The organism is Citrobacter sp. HN-141 (genome assembly GCF_033341895.1).
Taxonomy (GTDB): Bacteria; Pseudomonadota; Gammaproteobacteria; order Enterobacterales; family Enterobacteriaceae; genus Citrobacter.
The window spans coordinates 18,506-37,678 of the sequence record NZ_JAWPBF010000022.1; the positions used below are offsets into that span (position 1 = coordinate 18,506).

A 19,173-nucleotide genomic window follows, 5' to 3' on the forward strand; every position below is an offset into this window, starting at 1 on the left:
TCTTTGATATCCCGGCTGAGTTGGGTACATAGTATAAATGTGTCTCTCACGTGGTTAATTTTAAGGATAAGAGCATGCCGACAGCAATTGAGAAAGCATTGGATTTTATTGGTGGTATGAACACCTCAGTGTCAGTACCCCATTCAATGGACGAAAGTACCGCTAAGGGAATCTTAAAGTATTTGCATGACTTAGGTGTGCCAGCGAGTCCGGAAGTTGTGATGGCACGGGGTGAGCAGGAGGGATGGAATCCTGAGTTCACGAAAAAAGTGGCCGGATGGGCAGAAAAAGTTGCCTCCGGTAACCGTATCCTTATCAAGAATCCAGAGTATTTTTCGACCTATATGCAGGAGCAGCTCAAAGAACTCGTGTGAGCTGACTATCGAATAAAACGCTAACGGACGTTTCCATCTTCGGGATGGCAGCGTCCAAAAGCGCTGCCCCGATTCTGATTAATCCAGATAGCCAACCTGGTGCGTTTAAAACGCGTGGCTAACTCTATATCTTAAGAATAACCACGTTTTTATTATCTGGTTCACCTCTGACGATCTCCATTTCATAAAATACGCCATTTCGTTTTGTCCCTCTGGGCACAATAAAAATATGAACATAGTCAGGTCAGCGATGCCTGCGAAATCGTTGTAATCGCAGCACAACCTACTCTGGGCGGCGTCTGCTTACCAACACGAAGTGTATTTTTATACTTTCCCGACTGGAATCATCGTTTTTTCATGAATGTGTCACTATAGCTAAAAGCCTCAATGACGAATCTCTCATTATTCAGCCATTCGTTACCCCAGGAATATATCTATGTCTGCTAAAACGCTGTATGAAAAATTAGTTGAATCGCATACCGTTCGGGAACTTGATAACGAAGGGCATGTTTTACTTTATATCGATCGTTCGATACTCAATGAATATACCAGTCCACAAGCATTCAGCGGGTTAAGGGAACAGGGACGGCCGGTGCGGCATCCGGAAGCCTTTCTGCTGAATGTTGATCATGTTAATCCCACCCGACCTCAGCGCGATATGCTGATGACGGATCCCGGCGGTCAGTTACAGGTTGATTATTTTCGGGAAAATGCCGCTGATTTTGGTATCACGTTATTTGATGTGCTGGACCCACGGCAAGGGATAGAACATGTCGTTGCCCACGAGCAAGGGCTGGTCATGCCCGGAATGGTGATTGCGGCTGGCGACAGCCATACCACCACTTACGGTGCGTTCGGCGCTCTGGGATTTGGTATCGGTACGTCGGAAATCGAACACCTGCTGGCGACTCAGACGCTGGTGTATCGTAAGCTGAAAACCCTGCGAGTCAGCGTTAAGGGTGAATTACCTTTTGGTTGTTCTGCAAAAGATATCGTTCTTGAATTACTCGAACGTACTGGCGCAGATGGTGCGACAGGATATGCCATCGAATTCGACGGTGAAACAATCAGTGCCCTGAGTGTTGAGGGGCGAATGACGCTTTGCAATATGGCCGTGGAGGCAGGAGCTCGCGGTGCGATTATTGCGCCGGATGAAAAGGTTTTTGACTATATCTACGGGAAGCCGCAAATGCCCGCAGGTGAACTCTGGCAACTGGCATTGCAGGAGTGGTCGCAGTTGAAAAGTGATGCAGATGCGGTTTTTGATAAGACCGTGACGATCGACTGCCTCAATCTTGAACCTAAAGTGACCTGGGGGATCAGCCCGGATCAAACCTGTGCGATCACCGGCTATGTCCCATCCCCGGAACACGAAACGCATCCACTTAAACGCCTCGCGCTTGAGAAAGCTCTCCAGTATATGGATCTGCTGCCCGGTACGCCGGTGAGTGACATTCGTATTTCGCACGCTTTTATTGGCTCATGCACGAATGGCCGTATTGAAGATCTGCGGGCCGTCGCGAAAGTCGTGGCAGGACGCAAAATTGCCAGCCATGTGCGCGGGATTATTGTGCCCGGTTCAACGCAGGTCCGGTGCCAGGCGGAAGACGAGGGGCTGGCGAAAATCTTCATTGACGCTGGTTTTGAATGGCGTCAGTCGGGTTGCTCAATGTGCCTTGCGATGAACGAGGATGTACTGGCAGCAGGCGATCGCTGTGCATCGGGTACGAACCGTAATTTCCCTGGGCGGCAGGGCGCAGGGGCAAGAACGCATTTAATGAGCCCGGCGATGGTCGCGGCAGCAGCGGTAGCAGGGCATCTGGTCGATGTTCGGACATTACTTCAGGCGGGGGAATGAGATGGATACGTTTAAGCAAATTAGCGGGCGAATTGCGCCAATGCTGGAACCGAATATCGACACCGATGTGATTATGCCGAAGCAGTTCCTGAAAGGGATCGATCGTCAGGGGTTGAATAAAGGGGTGTTTTTCGATCGTCGTTTCCTGGGCAATGGTCAGCCTAATCCCGATTTTATTCTCAATATGCCAGGCTGGCAGGACGCGACGTTTTTGCTGGTCGGCCCCAACTTTGGCTGCGGATCGAGCCGCGAACATGCCGTTTGGGGATTAAAACAGTTGGGCATCCGGGCGCTGTTAGGTTCCACTTTCGCCGGGATTTTTGATGACAACTGCCAGCGCAACGGGCTCCTGACAATCTCTTTGGATGACGCGTCTCTGGCTCGTCTGGCACGGTTAGCTGCGAAGGCTGACAGCAATCTGATCACGGTTTCTCTTGAACGCTGCGAGATTGTGACAGCAGATGAAACACTTCCTTTTGCCATTAGTGAACTCAAACGAGAGATGTTAGCCGCTGGCGAAGATGCGATTGCCTGGACACTGCAATATCTGCCAGAGATCGAAAATTTTGAGGCGCAGCATTATGCGCGGCGCCCATGGTTAAAGCGTCCGGTATCCGCACGTGGCTAAGAAAAGAGATGGCGATGAAACGGGGCAATGTCGGGCAAGCAAAGAACGCAGGAGACAGTGATGAGTACAGTTATTGAATGCGGCGCTTCTCCGTTCATTCCTGGGTTTGCATTAAAGGATGTACGGCTGCCAAATGGTTTAACAATCCGGGCCGCCACCGGAGGAAGCGGTTCACCGTTGGTGCTCTTACATGGCCATCCGCAGAACCACATCACATGGCGTAAAGTCGCGCCGGAATTGGCGAAAAGCCACACGGTGATTTTGCCGGATTTACGGGGCTATGGAGACAGCGACAAGCCGGCGAGTGACCCAGCGCATCGTACCTATTCAAAGCGTATGATGGCGCAGGATATTGTCATGCTGATGGAGATTCTGGGTTATCCGCGGTTCGCTTTTGTCGGGCATGACCGTGGAGGACGGGTGGGACATCGTCTGGCCCTTGATTATCCTGACAGTGTGACGTGTTGCACGTTCATCGACATAGCCCCGACAGCCACAATGTACGCGTTAACCAATAAGGCGTTTGCCACGCGCTATTTTTGGTGGTTTTTCCTGATCCAACCTTTTCCATTACCGGAAACAATGATCGCGCACGATCCGGCATTTTTTCTGCGTAAGCATATTACAGGTCAGTTAAAAACTGCGGGGGCGACATCAGAAGATGCGTTCAATGAATACCTGCGCTGTTACCAGAATCCAGAGATGATCCGTGCGGTCTGCGAAGATTATCGTGCCGCGGCATCGATTGATCTTGAAGACGATGCTGCGGATGCGTCTGCGCGTATTGAGTGTCCATTACTGTTGCTGTGGGGGGCCCAGGGCACGGTAGGGCAGTTGTATGATGTGGTGGATACCTGGAGAGAAAAAGCAACGCGCGTGCAGGGAGAAGCATTGCCTTGCGGGCATTCTCCGCAAGAGGAGATCCCAGAGATCTTCATGCAGAAACTGCAGTCATTTTTGCGATCGGTGTTATAACATTGTCATTTTCCGTCATCTCGCTGCGATGTTATGAAAACGACGCCTGTAGGTAAAAAGCATCGCCAGCCCCTTGAGGGCTGGCCTTCTGTTGAAGATCTTTTCGTTTTTGTCACCGTTGCCCGCAACGGTGGATTTGCCCGGGCAGCGCTGGAGCTGGGGCTATCCCCCTCCTATATCAGCAAACGTATCGCTATCCTTGAAAAATGCCTCAACGTCCGGCTTTTTTTCCGTAATAACAGAGTGATGCGTCTCACACCGGAAGGCGAAAATGCGCTGGATGGGGCGATGCAGGTCGTCAGTGAAATGGATGGCTTTGTCAGTCGTCTGGATAATCAACGTGGCGTGTTGGCGGGTCATATCACCCTCAACTGCTCATTTGGCTTTGGGCATCAATATGTCGCAGAGGCGCTGTCGTCATTTATGATCGCCTACCCTGATATCACGGTAAAACTCACGCTAACGGATCGTGAAGTTGATCTTGTGGAGGAGGGCGTCGATATTGAGATTCGCGTTGGGGATGACATCAATGACTTGTATATCGCACGGCAGTTGGCCACTAATCGCCGGATCCTTTGTGCTTCCCCTGAGTACCTCGAACGCCACGGTAAACCAGAGTCTGTTAGTGCGCTTGTGCAACATGATTGTCTGATGATTCAGGAAAAAAACTCGGCATTTGGCAACTGGATATTAACGGATGGCAGGCAGCAGACACATTGCCGACTAAACGGTTTTCATTCTTCCAACAGCGGCAGCGTGGTGCTCATTTGGGCACTGAAAGGTCATGGCATTACATTGCGGTCGGAATGGGATGTTGCGCAGTATATTGCACGCGGTGAGCTGGTTCACGTGTTGCCCCAGTGGTATCAGGAAGCGAATATCTGGGCCGTATATACCCGGCGTTCATCAAGCTCTGATCGTATCAAAACCTGCATCGATTTCCTCACTGAATATCTTGCACAATGCTTGCCAGGCGGCAAAGCACCGGACGTGTTGTGAGCAGTAGGCGCTGGGTTAGTTTGGTATAAAAGATTTTTTATTTCTAACAGCTCAACTTGACACTTTTGCGCAAAATATTGCGTTTTATAAATCAATTTTGTTGCTACTCAGTAGCTGTTCCCCGCGCGCAATCCAGGCATAAACGGTCTGGCGGCTGACACCCCCGGAATTTGGCGTATTCGGCTTTACCCATCATCATGTGTTGTGCTCTTGATTGTGTTGCTAATGATGCAAAGGCTGGATCTATTGTTGCTAACTACAGCGGGGAAGGTAAGAGGAACCCGGCTAGCATGACCGGGCTGGTACTTAATCGTGTTTTTTCTTCTGCCTGGCGATAACAAAAATCAACAGCGTGTTGATGAGTACTGACACACAAAGGACGGTTAGCATAAACAAATCATTCCAGTCCTGTTCGGTAATAAAACCAACCATATCGCTGAAACTCTCGAACAAATATACCTCAGGCAATAGCAGGTAACATGCTGAAAAAATAAGGATAAATGACAGAAACTGAATGAGCCATAACCCTGCTTGCTTCGCTGGTGTCATCGTTAATACACCTGGATTGTGCCATACGCTTTGAGTGACGCCGTTACCAATACGGTTGGGGTTCTCATGAGCGCTTCACGCAGCACAGCAAAATGAGATGGAGAAGGCAGTGTTATGCAGCCGTTACTGATCCCCTCATATCCTGCCGGGTGAAGCCTAAAGTTTCCCCTTTCTACCTGAGCGACGAAAGTGTGGTCGTCGATGTTGCTGTCCACTCTGTACAGGGCAAACCAAATTGAGTGATCCGATCCTGTGTATGTCGTAGCAAAGACATCTCTTACGCGAGTGCTCAGGCTGCGGGGGCGGTCGACAATATAATATTTTCCTGGCGGCAGCGGGCCAATATTCTTTACCGTGATTGAGTCCGGATTATTACGATGTTGCCCTGTATTACCGGAGTATGCGGGGAAGAAACCTATCCCAGGGCAGCTCAGGTTTGACAGCGCATTCCCGTTCAGCCGAAAGGTGCAATGGATCATCGCTCGTTCCACGTATCAGTGAACATGATATTCCCATCACAGTGCTTCCAGGTAATTTTCTCATAGCGCAGCGACACGGCCTCGAGATGATTATGTTTTTCGGTACCGGCATTTTTGCAGTTATGCATCAGTGGGCAGACCGAGACGACCTTTACACCTTCCAACAGCATGTTGAAGTATTCAACCTCTTGTCCTGCGTCATTGATGCGGTACCACTTAAATTCGGCGCTTTTCAGCGTCTGGCCTTTTGCCACAGCTTTGTAGAGGTAGGGGCTCGATGAGTCGAATTCCTTTTCGAACGTTAACGCGCTATGAACGCGGGTACCTGTAATTTTACCCGTCATGTTGTCTGTGGGAAGATGCAACCCGTGCGCGAAACTATGAATCTCGATACTGCCTTCTCTATTCTGAACATCAACAGAACCTTTAATATCTGCATTGCCGTCATCTTTTAGCCAAAGATAAGCCGGTATAGCCATGTCAAAAACTCCACCTTTGAATTTTTCTAAATATTAATAACCCCCTTGAAGGTAAAAAATTATCACATAAAGTGCTATAAATTTTATTTATATAACGTTGATATTTATGAAATGAATTATTTTTCATAAAATATTATGAAAATATATCTTATGAACATATAGATTGAACTGATTATTTTAGAGGGAGGTCTCTATTTTATTACATTCGTAACCACAAAGTTCGGACTGATATGTTTGATAGTGATAAATTTTTTATAGTATTAGAATGGGTGGATATTTATAGATCATATCACAGATGTTACGCTATATATGTAATGAGTTTATATGTCATTAGCTCAGAAAATGGGAATACAAAATTTAAAAAAAGTTAAGAACACCGAAAATTATTTGGTGAAGTGAGAAGTTCCTGACTGCGGTTCTTGGGATTGTTGATCTGAAACTGTGATGCAAAAATAAATTGAGTTCTATGAAGGTAAATTGTTGCCCTATCTAGAATCAACTAATGTCTCAGATCTGAGTGGGAGTTTTACTTTTTTCTCTGTAGCTGAAGAGATTGCGACTAGGCCAACAAGGAAGACGTACAGCAGCGTTGAGCAAGCACTGAATAGCTTTCTGGGCTAGTTTTCTAGATTTTGTTCGCTTGAGTTAAGGCTGCATGGTACTCAATCGCCTTGAAATTTTCTCATTTACTTAACTTAGGATTACTTAGTTGCAGTACCCATGAAAAAACTAAGGGCTTACGTTTTCCCGCAAGCCCTTGAAATTTGGTGGCCCCTGCTGGACTTGAACCAGCGACCAAGCGATTATGAGTTAGAATGCAAGTTCTTACCTGAAAATACTTATCTATAATTTTCAGTCACTTAATTGATTTAAAACCACTGTATAAATAACCAGAAATACTCTAAAATACTCCTTTGCGGTATCCTATAGGTATCCTGGAGCAAAACAAGCGATTTGCAGGATACCCCGATCGCTTGGTGTGGAGTGTTTGTGGAAACATTCAAATTTACGAAAACAAAGCTCGAAAACCTCCCACCAGCCGAACGTGGACAGGTTGAGTACGGCGATACCATTGTTAATGGCCTGCGCATCCGTATTGGCACCAGTGGTGTGAAAAGCTTCTGTATCTCACGTAAGAGAAACGGAAAATTCATCCGCGCCACGCTGGGCCGTTTCCCGGATCTTACTATTGATAATGCCAGGGCAAAGGCACTCGAAATGCTGGGCGACGTAGCGACTACCGGGAGAAATCCTAATGTGGAAAAACGTGTCAATGAGAAGGCTTCTGTCACGCTTGCCGATGCGCTGGATGCCTATATTAAGAACCGTGGCCACCGCCTGAAACCCACAACCGAAAAGCAATATCGCGCTATCTTGCAAAATTACTCCGGCGACTGGATGAAACAATCCCTCGCTACTATTTCGCGTGAACGTGTTGAACATCGGCATAAAGCGGTGACTGATGGTTCAGTCTGGTTTGGCGCTGATAAAGAAACGCTTCGGGCTGGGGTAGGAAGCGGCAGCAAAGCCCAGGCTGACCTGTGGGCCAGAGCTTTACGCGCCGTATATCGTTTCGCACATGATCATTATCGTGATGAAGAAGGGATAACGTTGTTACCTGACCCGCCAACACTGGTGCTGAGCACAAAGCGTCAGTGGCATGGAACGGTCAGAAAGACAGAGCGTATCCGCACCCATGACTTTGCTCGTTGGTTAAATGCCGTCGCTGTAGTTCGTGTAAAGGCCGAAGAAGGACGGGACGATGTAGCGGCAGCAATATGTGATGCTGTCGAAATGTCGATGTTCACCGGGTTGCGTAAATCTGAAATATTCGAATTAACTTGGGATCGAGTGAATATTGGCGGTCGCTATTTCTGGATAGATACCACCAAGAACGGCGATCCGCTGGAGCTACCGATAACTGAAACGCTGCTAAATTTGTTTCGTCGCCGGCTGAAAATGAAAAGCGGAAATGAGGCTTTAGTGTTTCCTGGCGCTAAAGGAATCATTAAAGAATATCGTCATGTTATTGAGCGTATCAGTGCCGCCACGGTTCCTGACCCAAATCCTGATATGCTCCAGCCAATTCCTTTCAAATGGCACGATGCCCGCCGCACGTTCGGTACAGTTGCCGAGCTGGTGGGCGTCGGTAGTTATATCCTCAAACGGCTAATGAACCATCGAACGATGAGGAGTGCCGATGTTACGCAGGGTTACCTTCATTTTGGTGCTGATGAACTACTCGAACCAGCTACCCGAATTGAACGGGCCATTCTGGAGCATGCGGGGCTGGTGGAAAGCAAAAAGGGATTGGACGCGCAGCTTGTATTGGCTCTGAGAAGTCTCAGTGATGAAGAAAAACGGCTTTTATTATTTGGCATCATGAATGAAAAAGGGGTTAGCAATGAAGGGTGATGAGGCAGCATCTAAGGTGCTTGGCGAAATTAATGATTTTATTGCTGATTATGCTAATAGCCGGACGCGGAGTAATTTGCATGAGCTTTTATCAATATGGGATGGAATGACACAAGAAGATAGACTTTCAATGGCGCTCAGAATTGATGCAAAAGATATGGCTAGAAATCTTGACTCACAGAAAGGAACTGTTGGGGGAACGATGATTACCACTGTTCTTTTAATGCGACTTCTCGGACTGCATAATACAGCCTCCCGTTTAGAATATCTTACACATTCAGCAATTATGCATGCACATTTAAGGGATGATATTGAACAAATTAAAGTTAAGGGCGTAATATCGAAAAAAAACCAGAGCAATGCATCTGGAGTGAAAAAGAACGAATATGATCAAGCAATGCTAATAATGAAAGCAACTTGGGATGAGTATCCTAATACAACAAAAAATGCCATGCTTAAAAAAGTTTATGCCCACTTCAAAGGTGCGGTTAGCGAACAATCACTAACTCGATGGGTAAAATCTGAGGGGCTGGGACCTAAGGAAAAGGTGCGCCCATGTCCCCCATTTAAGCTAATTATACCCTCATAACGCGCTTTGATCATATTAAAGCGCGTAGTGATAGGATCATTACGCGCTTCGATTCTACCGATTAAATACTTAAAGATAGATATTTCTCACCATCGTTAACTCGAAATACATGGTGATAAATATGCGTTTAGTTACTTCCCCCAAACATCTTGAACGTCTTACACGCGCTGAAGCTGCTGCCTATCTTGGTGTGAACACACAGACATTAGCTAATTGGGCTTGTACTGGAAAGGTGGAAATTCCTCATTATAAAGTCGGCCGCAAGGTCATTTATATGAAGTCGGATCTTGATGGTTATTTGGCATCAACTCGCCGTACTCAGACTGTTTGAGGGGGATGTATGCTGGATAAAACAAAGGCGACCATACCGGGCCGCCAGTGTAGTACCGAAAACAGAGAACAGAATCAGCATACCAGGCCTGCTGCTGGTGGTCAAAGCTTAAGCGCTCCTGAGATTACAGGAACTGCGCCATTGGCGCGGTTTACGCCAGTTTTGGCGTTTACACCCTGGCGGGGGACTGCATTGCAGCATACCCAATCTCCTGAGTTTTCAGTAGCGACCATCTCACAGATAGTCGGTTGCATTCTCAACACCCGGCAATACTTCCCCCAATGGGGGGAGTGTGAGCCGGTGGCGCATACCCTGTTTTTGCGCACCGCATTAGGATGTGTACAAATCCTTCCTTTGTGCTCGCCCGTTTTGGCGAACTCAAATATTGAGTGTCGAGGCCAGCGCAATTTTACGTCCGCTGTTTTTACCCATGATTTTGTGGATCTGACCTACACAAAAAATGTAGGTCAAACTCCAGATCTGGCGTTTGCTCAACCTTTTGGTTCGATACCTTGCCGACGCAATTCAGCCCTAGCTAATTCCTTCAACCAGTTCCCTAAACTTACACCTTCCCGTTCTGCTGCATCGTTTAGTTGCTGGCGTAGCTCCGGGTTTATTCTTATCTGGAAAGTTGGAGACCAACCCTCACCTTTAGGCGTTTTATCTCGCTTTATAGTTGACACGTACGTACGTAACCTCTTAACATGGATTTTATTATGTACGTACGTTAACACGTCGGGCATAGAAAAGACAACGCCCCAGCACTGCTACAACAGTCTGGGGCGTCTAACCAAACCGTTAATTGGAGTAACAGTTATGGCTGATAAACAGCATACCCAAACTCACCCCAAATTTACATGGCTTTTCCTCGGTATACCGAAGGGACAGACCTGTACACCTGTAGTGATCCGCATTGCCGCCGACACGGAAAAAGAAGCCAGAGAGTGGTATTCCCGCTGGGATTTAACCTTTGCCGCGAAGATCCGCTCTGAATGTCCTCTCTATCAGCATATCAATGGTGCTTATGAACTGACTATTACAGGGCTGGAGGTGCGCCATGCCTAATCTGAGCATGCTCGATATGGGCGATAAATTTCGCTCTCTGGAAGTCCTGTTAGCTGCGGCGCTGGAAATGAACTGGAGTAAAGACGATGAGAGCGATATCGCCGTTGAGTTGATTGATATAGCTCTCCAGCGTTGCCGTGAATTGCGTCAGCAGGTGGATTTACCGGGGGTGAAGAATGTGTGATATCTACCATCATCTTGTAAAGAACGCGCCTGATTTCAGAAGACATTCTGATGATGATTTATCTGAGGTTTCTGACGTCTGTGGTGAGGCATCACGTGCTGTCAGTAATACCCTTACCCTGATTGGAAACCTGATGCTTGAGGCATCGCTGAGTGAGGAATACAGCAACGAAAACGCACGCCGCGACATGATGTTGCTGGGCGACACGCTGCGAAATCTTCCCCGGTTAGCTGAGGCTCTGGAGCAGAACAGTTGCACAGCCAATTTTGTGCTCAGACAGCGTCAGGGGGTGTTCAAATGATCAGTAACGTAAAATTTAACGATCTGGAAAAGCGCCTCGATTTGCTGGTGGATAAGGTACTGAACCTCGAGCTGCAGATTAAATCACTCACAGATAGCCAGGGTGGCGAAATCCCCCCGGGTATGAGTCCGGTTAGTACGCTGGCGGCGGAGTTCGGCATTTCCACCAAGAAGGCCGAAGAACTGGCGAAAAACACAGGGGTAATGCTGGTACGGTTAAAATCAGGCGGGTTTGTGGCTCCTGATGAGAAATTCAGGGAGGCGGCGCGGCTGGTGCTGCGTAGTGCAAAACGTAAATACGGATCGGCGTACTGGTATCACCCGCTGATAGGCAAATTTCAGATGAGCGGAGGGATCCCAAAATGAAGAACGCTCCGAACCTTAAACATCTGCCAAAGGAAAAATTTACTGAGGCAATTATTTTTGCCGGGACTGATGCCTATGCTCATGCAAAGGGATGGGAAGAAGGTATGGGTAAACAAATTGCCGAAGATACAACGCCCCCTATCTATCTTGGGCCAAAGCAACTGGCAGAGCTGGATAACCTGCAAATTGTTGATAAAGGGCGCCGTAGTGCCCGTGTGTATCTGGCCGGAAACATCGAGCCGATACTGATTAACGTCATTGGTGAGAAGCTGGCGCGGGCCGGAGTGCAGGATGCCAAATTGTATAAGGGCATTCCCGATCGCCAGCCAGAGGACTGGCATGATTATCTGGAGAGAATCAGGGCGGATAGTGTTGTTGTCGATCTCCCGGTCACGAAACGCGAACCAGCCCATAGCGGAGTAGCACCGGCATTGAATCAGATGGGGGCCAGCCAGCGCGGAGAAGTGTTACTGGCTCATTATGATGGTGACCTGGCAATTCATGCCGACTCGGACACGGTGCACCACTATAACGGCGTAGTGTGGAACCCGTTGCCAGATAAAGAGCTGCAGCGTGAAATGGCGCAAATTTATATCGATGCTGAGGTGGCCTATTCACAGAACGCCATTAAATCAGCGGTGGAAACTATGAAACTGAGCCTTCCGGTGATGGGTGTGACGGCCCGAAACCTGGTTGGATTTAGTAATGGGGTATTTGATACCCGAACGGGGCAATTCCGGCCGCACAGCAAAACTGACTGGCTGCTTATCGCCAGTGAGCTGCCTTTCAGCCCACCAGCAGAAGGTGAGACTCTGGAAACCCATGCGCCGAACTTCTGGAAATGGCTCCGTCGTTCCGTGGCCAACAATGACCGCAAGACAGATCGTGTACTCGCTGCGCTGTTTATGGTGCTGGCGAACCGGTATGACTGGCAGTTGTTCCTTGAGGTAACGGGGCCGGGTGGTAGTGGCAAAAGCGTTATGGCGGAAATCTGCACGATGCTGGCGGGCAAAGCCAATACCGTATCAGCCAGCATGAAAGCGCTGGAGGATGCTAGGGACAGGGCGCTGGTGGTTGGCTACTCGCTGATCATCATGCCTGATATGACTCGATACGCTGGCGACGGTGCAGGGATTAAGGCCATTACGGGAGGCGATAAGGTTTCCATCGACCCAAAACACAAAGCACCATACTCGACACGGATTCAGGCGGTAGTGCTGGCCGTCAATAACAACGCCATGACCTTCAGTGATCGAAGCGGTGGTATCTCGCGACGCCGGGTGATTTTCAATTTCACCGAGGTAGTACCGGAAAATGAACGAGATACGATGCTGGCCGAAAAGATAGAGGGTGAGCTGGCCGTAATCATTCGTCACCTGCTGACCCGCTTTGCCAGCCAGGACGAAGCCAAACGGCTATTGCACGAGCAGCAGAAATCCGAAGAGGCACTGGCTATCAAGCGTGAGGGTGATTCGCTGGTGGACTTCTGCGGCTACCTGCTGGCGTCTGTGGCGTGTGATGGGATGTTTATCGGTAATGCCGAGATAGTGCCATTCAGCCCGCGCAAGTACCTGTATCACGCCTACCTTGCATATATGCGGGCCAATGGTCTGAGCAAGCCAGTATCGCTAATGCGCTTCGGTACTGATATGCCTGGTGCAATGTCTGAGTATGGGAAGAAGTACGAAAAGCGGAAGACCAAGCATGGTATCAGGTCAAACGTTACGCTACACGATGACTCAGACGACTGGATGCCATCCTGTTCCGGTACTTCTGAAAATAGCGGGATAGAGTAAAGTTATAGAATAAGTGTTCACCAGTATTCACCCTGTTAAAAAGTTTATTTATAACAGCATGTTAAGGGGTGAACACTTATCTATTAAGTATTCACCAAGTATTCACCTGTTCACCTTTTGATTGTTTTTTGCTCTAAAGGGTGAAGGGTAGGGTGAACACTAGTGAATACCTGAAAGAGTAGTATTCACCCTATAACCTAATGAATTTAATTAAGAAATTCGCAAAGGTGAACAGGTGAACACTTAAACGTATATTTTTTAATTTTATAGCTCTGCATAAAGAGGTGATGATATGGAAGATGAAATCTATCGGTGCTTTTTAGAGTTGGTTATCCCACGCACACCAAAACCGTTTGCAGAATACGCCGCAAGGACAATGGCAAATGCCGCGATAGATAAGGCTGTGAAAATGGGAAAGGAGATCGGTCTTAAACCGGAAGAGGCAATACACCGTCTGCTGATGTCGCTCAAATATGGCAAAGAGATGCCGGAACGCGGCGAAACAATTCATTAAAAAGGTATTTGTCATGTCAAATAATTCCGATGACGTTATTTATTCTAAAGTGCTAATCAAGAAGATTGCTGAGCACAAAGATATGTTCGGCATACCAGACAGCAAAACAGATTTGCAGATTATGCCGCTGACCGAATACCGGGAGCTGGTAAAGCGGGAGGCTTACTTTTTTGTGGATCACAATGGCTTCCTGCGACATCAATTCTCAGGTGATGTTATTGCAGTCAGTAAAGAGCAACTGGATATATTAATTGATGGGCTAAAAGAGAAACGCCAGCTTCTTGATGATGCTATGGACTGTACAAAAGAATAGTTTTGTAAATTACTTATAATCATTTATACCCCGTATTACTGGTTTATTAATGTGGGGTTTTATTTATCTTTTACATGTATATCTTAAAGAGTGGCACTCAGACGTGAGCCGCCACTGGCCGTTTAATCAAGCTGCGCGAAGTAGCCTGTGGGATGCAGAAAAAGATTAAACGGCCTCACCCTTTCCCGCGCTGGTTTCACGTCTCAACGTTAATTGTTACGGAAACCACTCCATGAAGAAATTACTTGAATTACGCCAGCAGAAAGCCGCACTCAAAACCCAGATGCGTTCCATGCTGGAAAAAGCTGACAGCGAAAAGCGAAGCCTGAACGATGAAGAGGGCAAGCAGTTCGATGAACTCCGCGCCCAGGCTGATGCGCTTGAAGTTGAAATTACCCGCCTTGAGGCCGTCGCCGACGATCAGCGCAATCTGCCTGGTACTTCTGTTGAAGGTAAAGGTGTAAGCAACGATGAGCTGCGCCACTACATCATGACCGGCGATACCCGCTCTCTCTCCACGTTGGTGCAGGCTGACGGCGGCTATACCGTTATCCCTGAGTTGGACAAAGAGATTATGCGCCAGTTGCAGGATGATAGCGTGATGCGCTCCATCGCAACGGTGAAGACCACCAAAACCAACGAATACCGGAAACTGGTATCTGTGGGAGGTACTACCGTTAACCGTGGCAAAGAAGGTGAAGCGCGTACCGAAACCACCACGCCGAAGATGGAGCGCGTTGATATTAAACTCAACCCGATCTACGCCTACCCGAAAACCACTCAGGAGATTCTCGACTTCTCCGAGGTGGATATTCTGGGCTGGCTGTCTTCTGAAATCGCCGACACCTTCAGCGCGACCGAAGAAAATGATTTTGTTAACGGCGATGGTACAGATAAATCTAAAGGCTTCCTTGTTTATGCCCGCGCGGCCACCAGCGACAAAACCCGTCCATTCGGTACGCTGGAGAAAATGGAAACAGCCGCTGTCACCTCTGATGGTCTGATCGATCTGCTGTACAAGCTGAAAGCCAAATACCGCAAAAATGCCGTATGGGTGATGAACTCCAACACCGCCGCCACGCTGCAAAAGCTGAAAAACGGTAACGGGGATTACATCTGGCGCGATCGTCTGGTTGCCGGTTCTCCCGATACGCTGCTGGGCCGTCCGGTTCAGTATCTGGAAACTATGCCGGATGCGGAGGCAGGTAAAGCATTCCTCGCGGTAGGCGACTTCAAGCGCGGCTATTTCATCGTGGATCACACCACTGGCGTGCGTACCCGCCCTGACAACATCACCGAACCGGGTTTCCTGAAAATCCATACGGACAAGTATTTAGGTGGTGGAGTGGTTGATTCCCGCGCGATTAAAATTCTCGAAATGTCAGGTTCCGGCTCCTGATTAACAGGGGCTTCGGCCCCTTACTATTTTGGTGGTTAATTATGATCGAACCTGAGAAAGAATATTTTAATTGCTGTCTGGCTTACCAACCCAACGGCTCACTTATCTGGAAACAAAGACCTGAAAGCCATTTTTCTAGCGTTGCTCAGGCCAAAACATGGAATGCGCGGTATGCCGGAAAGTCTGCTGGTTGTTATTCCAATGGTTACAGAGTTGTTTCTGTAAATAAAAAACTGCAACTGGCGCACCGGGTTATCTGGATTATGCATTTCGGCTCTATACCCGCCGGAATGGAGGTTGATCACATTAACCATGTTAAAAGCGACAACCGGATAACGAATTTGCGGCTGGTTACTCATGCCGTGAATCAGAAGAATTTATCTATCCAGAAAAATAACACTAGCGGCATGACAGGCATACGCCGTGATAAGCGCAGCAATAAATGGATAGTCCAGATTAAACCTCGCGGACAAAAAACAAAACATATTGGCTCGTTCGATGAATTAGATCTTGCCATTTCAGCCCGGAAAGCTGCGGAAGTTAAGCATGGCTTTCATAAAAATCATGGGAGCCTGAATTAACAATGAAAACAATCGATTTTGAAATCCGTACCTCCGAAGTGAGCGCCAGCAACAAAAAGCTGGTGGGCTATGCCGTGCGCTGGAACAGTCTGTCAGAAGTTATCTGGGATGAGTTCCGCGAGCAGTTTGCGCCGGGGGCGTTTAAAGACAGCCTGGCATCTGGTAGCGATGTGCGGGCGCTGTACGAGCACAACTATACCCAACTGCTGGGCCGTACTAAATCCGGCACGCTGGTACTGTCAGAAGATGATACCGGGCTGCGCTTCGAGCTGACCCCGCCGAATACCCAGCTTGGCAATGATGTGCTGGAGCTGGTGGAGCGCGGGGATATCTCCGGCATGAGTTTTGGCTTCCGGGCGCTGAAAGAGGCGTGGGATATCGGCCAGTCTCCATACCTGCGCACTGTTACCGCTGCCGAACTGCGGGAGATTACTGTTACCTCTATGCCTGCTTATCCTGAGTCTGGCGTTGAGATCGCGCACCGTTCGCTTTTCTCCCAACATCCTGAACTGCGCCGAGCTGGCGATAACCGTCGCCGCTGGGCTGAATTAGCGGGGCTCTGATATGTGGAATATCTGGCCGTTTGGCCATAAGTCTGAAGCCTCCGAACAGCGCAACATGACCATTGATGAGTTTCTGGCGATGGCAGGGATTCCAAATACCGGATCAGGCGAATATGTGTCTGCGGGTACTGCGGAATCTCTGCCTGCGGTGATGAACGCCGTGTCAGTTATCAGTGAGGCCGTGGCAACAATGCCCTGCTACCTTTACCGCGTCCGTAATGATAACGGGCGTGAGGCGCGGGAATGGCTGAGCAATCATCCGGTAGATTTTCTCCTGAACGAGCAGCCGAACGACTGCCAGACGCCTTACCAGTTTAAACGCACAATGATGCGTCACTGTCTGCTGAACGGTAACGCCTATGCGGTGATCCAGTGGGGCCGAGACGGGCAACCGCAATCCCTGCACCCGTATGCGCCGGGGAGCGTTGTTCCTGAGCGTATCGGCCAGCATAAATATAAATACACCGTTACTGAGCCGTTTACCGGGGCTGTGCGCACCTACCTGCAGGAAGAGATTCTGCACCTGCGTTACTCCACCGATGATGGTTTTCTGGGGCGCTCTCCGATCACCATCTGCCGTGAGGCGCTGGGGTTAGGTCTGGCACAACAGCGCCACGGTGCCAGCATTATGAAAGATGGGATGATGGCTTCGGGGGTAGTGGTAACTAAAGAATGGCTCGACAGCGTGAAGGGCAAACAGGCAATGGATGCGCTGGAACGTTACAAAGGTGCCAGAAATGCCGGGAAAACGCCGATCCTTGAAGGTGGCATGGACTATAAGCAACTTGGCATGAGCAATCAGGATGCTGAGTGGCTGGCCTCCCGGCGCTTCTCCATTGAAGACATTGCCCGCATGTTTAACGTTTCTCCCATCTTCTTGCAGGAATACAGCAACAGCACCTACAGCAATTTTAGTGAGGCGAGCCGCGCATTTCTCACCATGACGATGCGTCCGTGGCTGGCGAACTTCGAGCAACAAATTAAATCCGCGCTGCTGGTGGCCTCTCCCGTTCCGGGAACCCGCTATCTGGTGGAGTTTGACTCCGCTGACCTTCTCCGTGCCACACCTACCGAGCGTTACGCCACTTATGAGCGCGGTATCAAGAACGGGATTATGAACCCGAACGAAGCCCGTGAGCGTGAGGGTATGCCGCCGCGTGAAGGTGGTGACGAGTTCAGTCAGGCATGGAAGCAGGAAGTGAAGATCAGTAAAGACAGCAAGGACGGTGACGTATGAGAGCCGGAAAGATGAAACGCCGCGTTACCTTTCAGAAGTCGGAATCTCACCGCGACCCGACTGGTCAGGTTATCTATGAATGGGCTGACCTTGCCTCAGTCTGGGCTGAAATTCGTGCTATCAGCGGGCGTGAGCGCATGTCTTCCGGGGCGCTTTACTCCGAAGCCACTGTGCGAATCTGGACGCGCTACCGCGACGATATCACCACCGCAAACCGCATTCTGTACCGCTCGCCAAACGTCCGGGGGCAGGTTTACGGCATCGTGGCCGTCATTCCTGATGTGGATCACACCCGGCTTGAGCTGCTGTGCAAGGGAGGCATTTTCAATGAGTGAGTTAATCGGTCTGGAAGAAGCAAAGCTGCATTGCCGTATTGATGATGATTACGAAGATACGTTGATACAGGCGTACATCGAAGCTGCGCTGGAGGTCTGCCAGAAGCATATCGGCAAGCGATTTGATAACGGTCTGGAGTTCACCCCGGCTATCAAGATCGGCTGTCTGATGTACGTCTCTCAGCTGTACGAGTACCGCACGATGATTGGTGACACCGACGCCAAAGAGATACCGATGGCTGTCTCTGCGTTGTGGTCTGTCTACCGAGATGTGGGGGTGTACTGATGCCGTGGCAACCACTACGCCGGTGCACAGAGCCGGGATGCAATAAACGGGTGAAGTCTGGCAAGTGTGACGAGCATAAGCGGGAAGCGTGGCGGGCAGAGGATGCCAGACGCGGCCACCGTCGCGCCCGTGGTTATTCAGCCTCATGGGAGAAGTACCGCGCTCAGTACCTTAAGCGCTATCCGCTGTGCGTTGAGTGTCAGAAGCTGGGCCTCTACGTTCCTGCAAAGATTGTCGATCACATCATCCCTATCAACGGCGGTGATGACGTTCTGTTCTGGCCTGAGTGGAATCACCAGCCGTTATGCCAGGCGCATCATAACCAGAAGACCACACAGCAAGACCCAACCACCAAAGCGAAGCGCAAAGCAGGGCTGTACCGTGAGCAGGAAGAGCGTGCAGCACATCGCAATGACTGGATGTATGAGGCTGACAATGACTGAGCAGGAACAGCAGCGGCTGATTAGTGGGCTGATAAAGCAGCGCGAGGCATGGCAACCAGCCAGACAGAGAGCGCACACGAAGCCCGTAGCAAAGCGCATGAGTCAACGTGACCGG

The 19,173-nt window shown here is 49.2% G+C and carries 25 protein-coding genes; 22 read left to right on the forward strand and 3 right to left on the reverse strand.

What is annotated here, in order from left to right; genetic code table 11:
• The first annotated feature begins 50 nt into the window (after nucleotides 1-50).
• From RYZ59_RS21370 to RYZ59_RS21390, 5 genes are all read left to right on the forward strand, one after another.
• Entirely contained in the window at nucleotides 51-374 is a 324-nt protein-coding gene (locus RYZ59_RS21370) for a DUF1889 family protein (RefSeq protein WP_071887391.1), read from the forward strand.
• A 436-nt stretch (nucleotides 375-810) separates the two neighbouring features.
• Nucleotides 811-2,232: a 3-isopropylmalate dehydratase large subunit gene (gene leuC / locus RYZ59_RS21375; RefSeq protein ID WP_318050600.1), complete on the forward strand. Its 1,422-nt coding sequence runs from the start codon at nucleotides 811-813 to the stop codon at nucleotides 2,230-2,232.
• A gap of 1 nt (nucleotide 2,233) precedes the next feature.
• A complete protein-coding gene (gene leuD / locus RYZ59_RS21380; RefSeq protein WP_318050598.1) occupies nucleotides 2,234-2,860 on the forward strand; it encodes a 3-isopropylmalate dehydratase small subunit in 627 nt (208 codons plus the stop codon).
• Nucleotides 2,861-2,920: 60 nt separating this feature from the next.
• Nucleotides 2,921-3,835, forward strand: coding sequence for an alpha/beta hydrolase (locus RYZ59_RS21385; protein ID WP_318050625.1), 915 nt, complete (start codon nucleotides 2,921-2,923; stop codon nucleotides 3,833-3,835).
• A 33-nt stretch (nucleotides 3,836-3,868) separates the two neighbouring features.
• Entirely contained in the window at nucleotides 3,869-4,834 is a 966-nt protein-coding gene (locus RYZ59_RS21390; protein WP_318050596.1) for a LysR family transcriptional regulator, read from the forward strand.
• A 551-nt stretch (nucleotides 4,835-5,385) separates the two neighbouring features.
• Here the strand turns inward: RYZ59_RS21390 and RYZ59_RS21395 are convergent.
• Both RYZ59_RS21395 and RYZ59_RS21400 read right to left on the reverse strand, forming a co-directional pair.
• Complete coding sequence (locus RYZ59_RS21395) at nucleotides 5,386-5,862, reverse strand: DUF2778 domain-containing protein (protein ID WP_318050595.1); 477 nt, start codon at nucleotides 5,860-5,862, stop codon at nucleotides 5,386-5,388.
• Nucleotides 5,859-6,341, reverse strand: a complete 483-nt coding sequence (locus tag RYZ59_RS21400) for an Hcp family type VI secretion system effector (RefSeq protein ID WP_318050593.1) — start codon at nucleotides 6,339-6,341, stop codon at nucleotides 5,859-5,861. The genes RYZ59_RS21395 and RYZ59_RS21400 overlap by 4 nt, the downstream gene beginning before the upstream one ends.
• 990 nt (nucleotides 6,342-7,331) lie before the next feature.
• Here RYZ59_RS21400 and RYZ59_RS21405 point away from each other — a divergent pair.
• From RYZ59_RS21405 to RYZ59_RS21415, 3 genes are all read left to right on the forward strand, one after another.
• Nucleotides 7,332-8,756: an integrase family protein gene (locus tag RYZ59_RS21405; protein WP_318050591.1), complete on the forward strand. Its 1,425-nt coding sequence runs from the start codon at nucleotides 7,332-7,334 to the stop codon at nucleotides 8,754-8,756.
• Nucleotides 8,746-9,345: a hypothetical protein gene (locus RYZ59_RS21410; protein WP_318050589.1), complete on the forward strand. Its 600-nt coding sequence runs from the start codon at nucleotides 8,746-8,748 to the stop codon at nucleotides 9,343-9,345. Before RYZ59_RS21405 ends, RYZ59_RS21410 begins: the two co-directional genes overlap by 11 nt.
• 121 nt (nucleotides 9,346-9,466) lie before the next feature.
• Nucleotides 9,467-9,676 (forward strand): helix-turn-helix domain-containing protein, encoded by a 210-nt coding sequence (locus RYZ59_RS21415; RefSeq protein ID WP_024153891.1) that lies wholly within the window; start codon nucleotides 9,467-9,469, stop codon nucleotides 9,674-9,676.
• A 491-nt stretch (nucleotides 9,677-10,167) separates the two neighbouring features.
• Here RYZ59_RS21415 and RYZ59_RS21420 read toward each other — a convergent pair whose 3' ends face one another.
• Entirely contained in the window at nucleotides 10,168-10,359 is a 192-nt protein-coding gene (locus RYZ59_RS21420) for a toxin-antitoxin system HicB family antitoxin (RefSeq protein WP_080950105.1), read from the reverse strand.
• A 133-nt stretch (nucleotides 10,360-10,492) separates the two neighbouring features.
• On the opposite strand from RYZ59_RS21420, the gene RYZ59_RS21425 reads away from it, so the two are divergent.
• From RYZ59_RS21425 to RYZ59_RS21490, 14 genes are all read left to right on the forward strand, one after another.
• A complete protein-coding gene (locus tag RYZ59_RS21425; RefSeq protein WP_234693088.1) occupies nucleotides 10,493-10,741 on the forward strand; it encodes a host cell division inhibitor Icd-like protein in 249 nt (82 codons plus the stop codon).
• Nucleotides 10,734-10,925: a hypothetical protein gene (locus tag RYZ59_RS21430; RefSeq protein WP_241424418.1), complete on the forward strand. Its 192-nt coding sequence runs from the start codon at nucleotides 10,734-10,736 to the stop codon at nucleotides 10,923-10,925. Before RYZ59_RS21425 ends, RYZ59_RS21430 begins: the two co-directional genes overlap by 8 nt.
• Nucleotides 10,918-11,226 carry a hypothetical protein gene (locus tag RYZ59_RS21435; RefSeq protein WP_181553076.1) on the forward strand — a complete coding sequence of 103 codons (309 nt, stop codon included), beginning with the start codon at nucleotides 10,918-10,920 and terminating at the stop codon, nucleotides 11,224-11,226. The genes RYZ59_RS21430 and RYZ59_RS21435 overlap by 8 nt, the downstream gene beginning before the upstream one ends.
• Entirely contained in the window at nucleotides 11,223-11,591 is a 369-nt protein-coding gene (locus RYZ59_RS21440) for a hypothetical protein (RefSeq protein ID WP_313850561.1), read from the forward strand. Before RYZ59_RS21435 ends, RYZ59_RS21440 begins: the two co-directional genes overlap by 4 nt.
• The gene (locus tag RYZ59_RS21445; RefSeq protein WP_318050578.1) at nucleotides 11,588-13,387 is read left to right on the forward strand and encodes a primase-like DNA-binding domain-containing protein; all 1,800 of its coding nucleotides are present in this window, start codon (nucleotides 11,588-11,590) and stop codon (nucleotides 13,385-13,387) included. The genes RYZ59_RS21440 and RYZ59_RS21445 overlap by 4 nt, the downstream gene beginning before the upstream one ends.
• 292 nt (nucleotides 13,388-13,679) lie before the next feature.
• A complete protein-coding gene (locus RYZ59_RS21450; protein WP_048213278.1) occupies nucleotides 13,680-13,901 on the forward strand; it encodes a hypothetical protein in 222 nt (73 codons plus the stop codon).
• A 13-nt stretch (nucleotides 13,902-13,914) separates the two neighbouring features.
• Nucleotides 13,915-14,214, forward strand: coding sequence for a hypothetical protein (locus RYZ59_RS21455; RefSeq protein ID WP_048213277.1), 300 nt, complete (start codon nucleotides 13,915-13,917; stop codon nucleotides 14,212-14,214).
• A gap of 232 nt (nucleotides 14,215-14,446) precedes the next feature.
• Nucleotides 14,447-15,613 (forward strand): phage major capsid protein, encoded by a 1,167-nt coding sequence (locus RYZ59_RS21460; protein ID WP_048213276.1) that lies wholly within the window; start codon nucleotides 14,447-14,449, stop codon nucleotides 15,611-15,613.
• A gap of 41 nt (nucleotides 15,614-15,654) precedes the next feature.
• Nucleotides 15,655-16,194, forward strand: a complete 540-nt coding sequence (locus tag RYZ59_RS21465) for an HNH endonuclease (RefSeq protein WP_048213275.1) — start codon at nucleotides 15,655-15,657, stop codon at nucleotides 16,192-16,194.
• Nucleotides 16,195-16,196: 2 nt separating this feature from the next.
• Complete coding sequence (locus RYZ59_RS21470; RefSeq protein ID WP_239605606.1) at nucleotides 16,197-16,757, forward strand: HK97 family phage prohead protease; 561 nt, start codon at nucleotides 16,197-16,199, stop codon at nucleotides 16,755-16,757.
• Nucleotide 16,758: 1 nt separating this feature from the next.
• Nucleotides 16,759-17,994: a phage portal protein gene (locus RYZ59_RS21475; RefSeq protein WP_286633988.1), complete on the forward strand. Its 1,236-nt coding sequence runs from the start codon at nucleotides 16,759-16,761 to the stop codon at nucleotides 17,992-17,994.
• Nucleotides 17,991-18,329, forward strand: a complete 339-nt coding sequence (locus RYZ59_RS21480) for a phage head closure protein (protein ID WP_001549741.1) — start codon at nucleotides 17,991-17,993, stop codon at nucleotides 18,327-18,329. The genes RYZ59_RS21475 and RYZ59_RS21480 overlap by 4 nt, the downstream gene beginning before the upstream one ends.
• The gene (locus tag RYZ59_RS21485; RefSeq protein WP_001549740.1) at nucleotides 18,322-18,615 is read left to right on the forward strand and encodes a head-tail connector protein; all 294 of its coding nucleotides are present in this window, start codon (nucleotides 18,322-18,324) and stop codon (nucleotides 18,613-18,615) included. Before RYZ59_RS21480 ends, RYZ59_RS21485 begins: the two co-directional genes overlap by 8 nt.
• Nucleotides 18,615-19,058, forward strand: coding sequence for an HNH endonuclease signature motif containing protein (locus tag RYZ59_RS21490; protein ID WP_136392388.1), 444 nt, complete (start codon nucleotides 18,615-18,617; stop codon nucleotides 19,056-19,058). The genes RYZ59_RS21485 and RYZ59_RS21490 overlap by 1 nt, the downstream gene beginning before the upstream one ends.
• The last annotated feature ends 115 nt before the right edge of the window (nucleotides 19,059-19,173 follow it).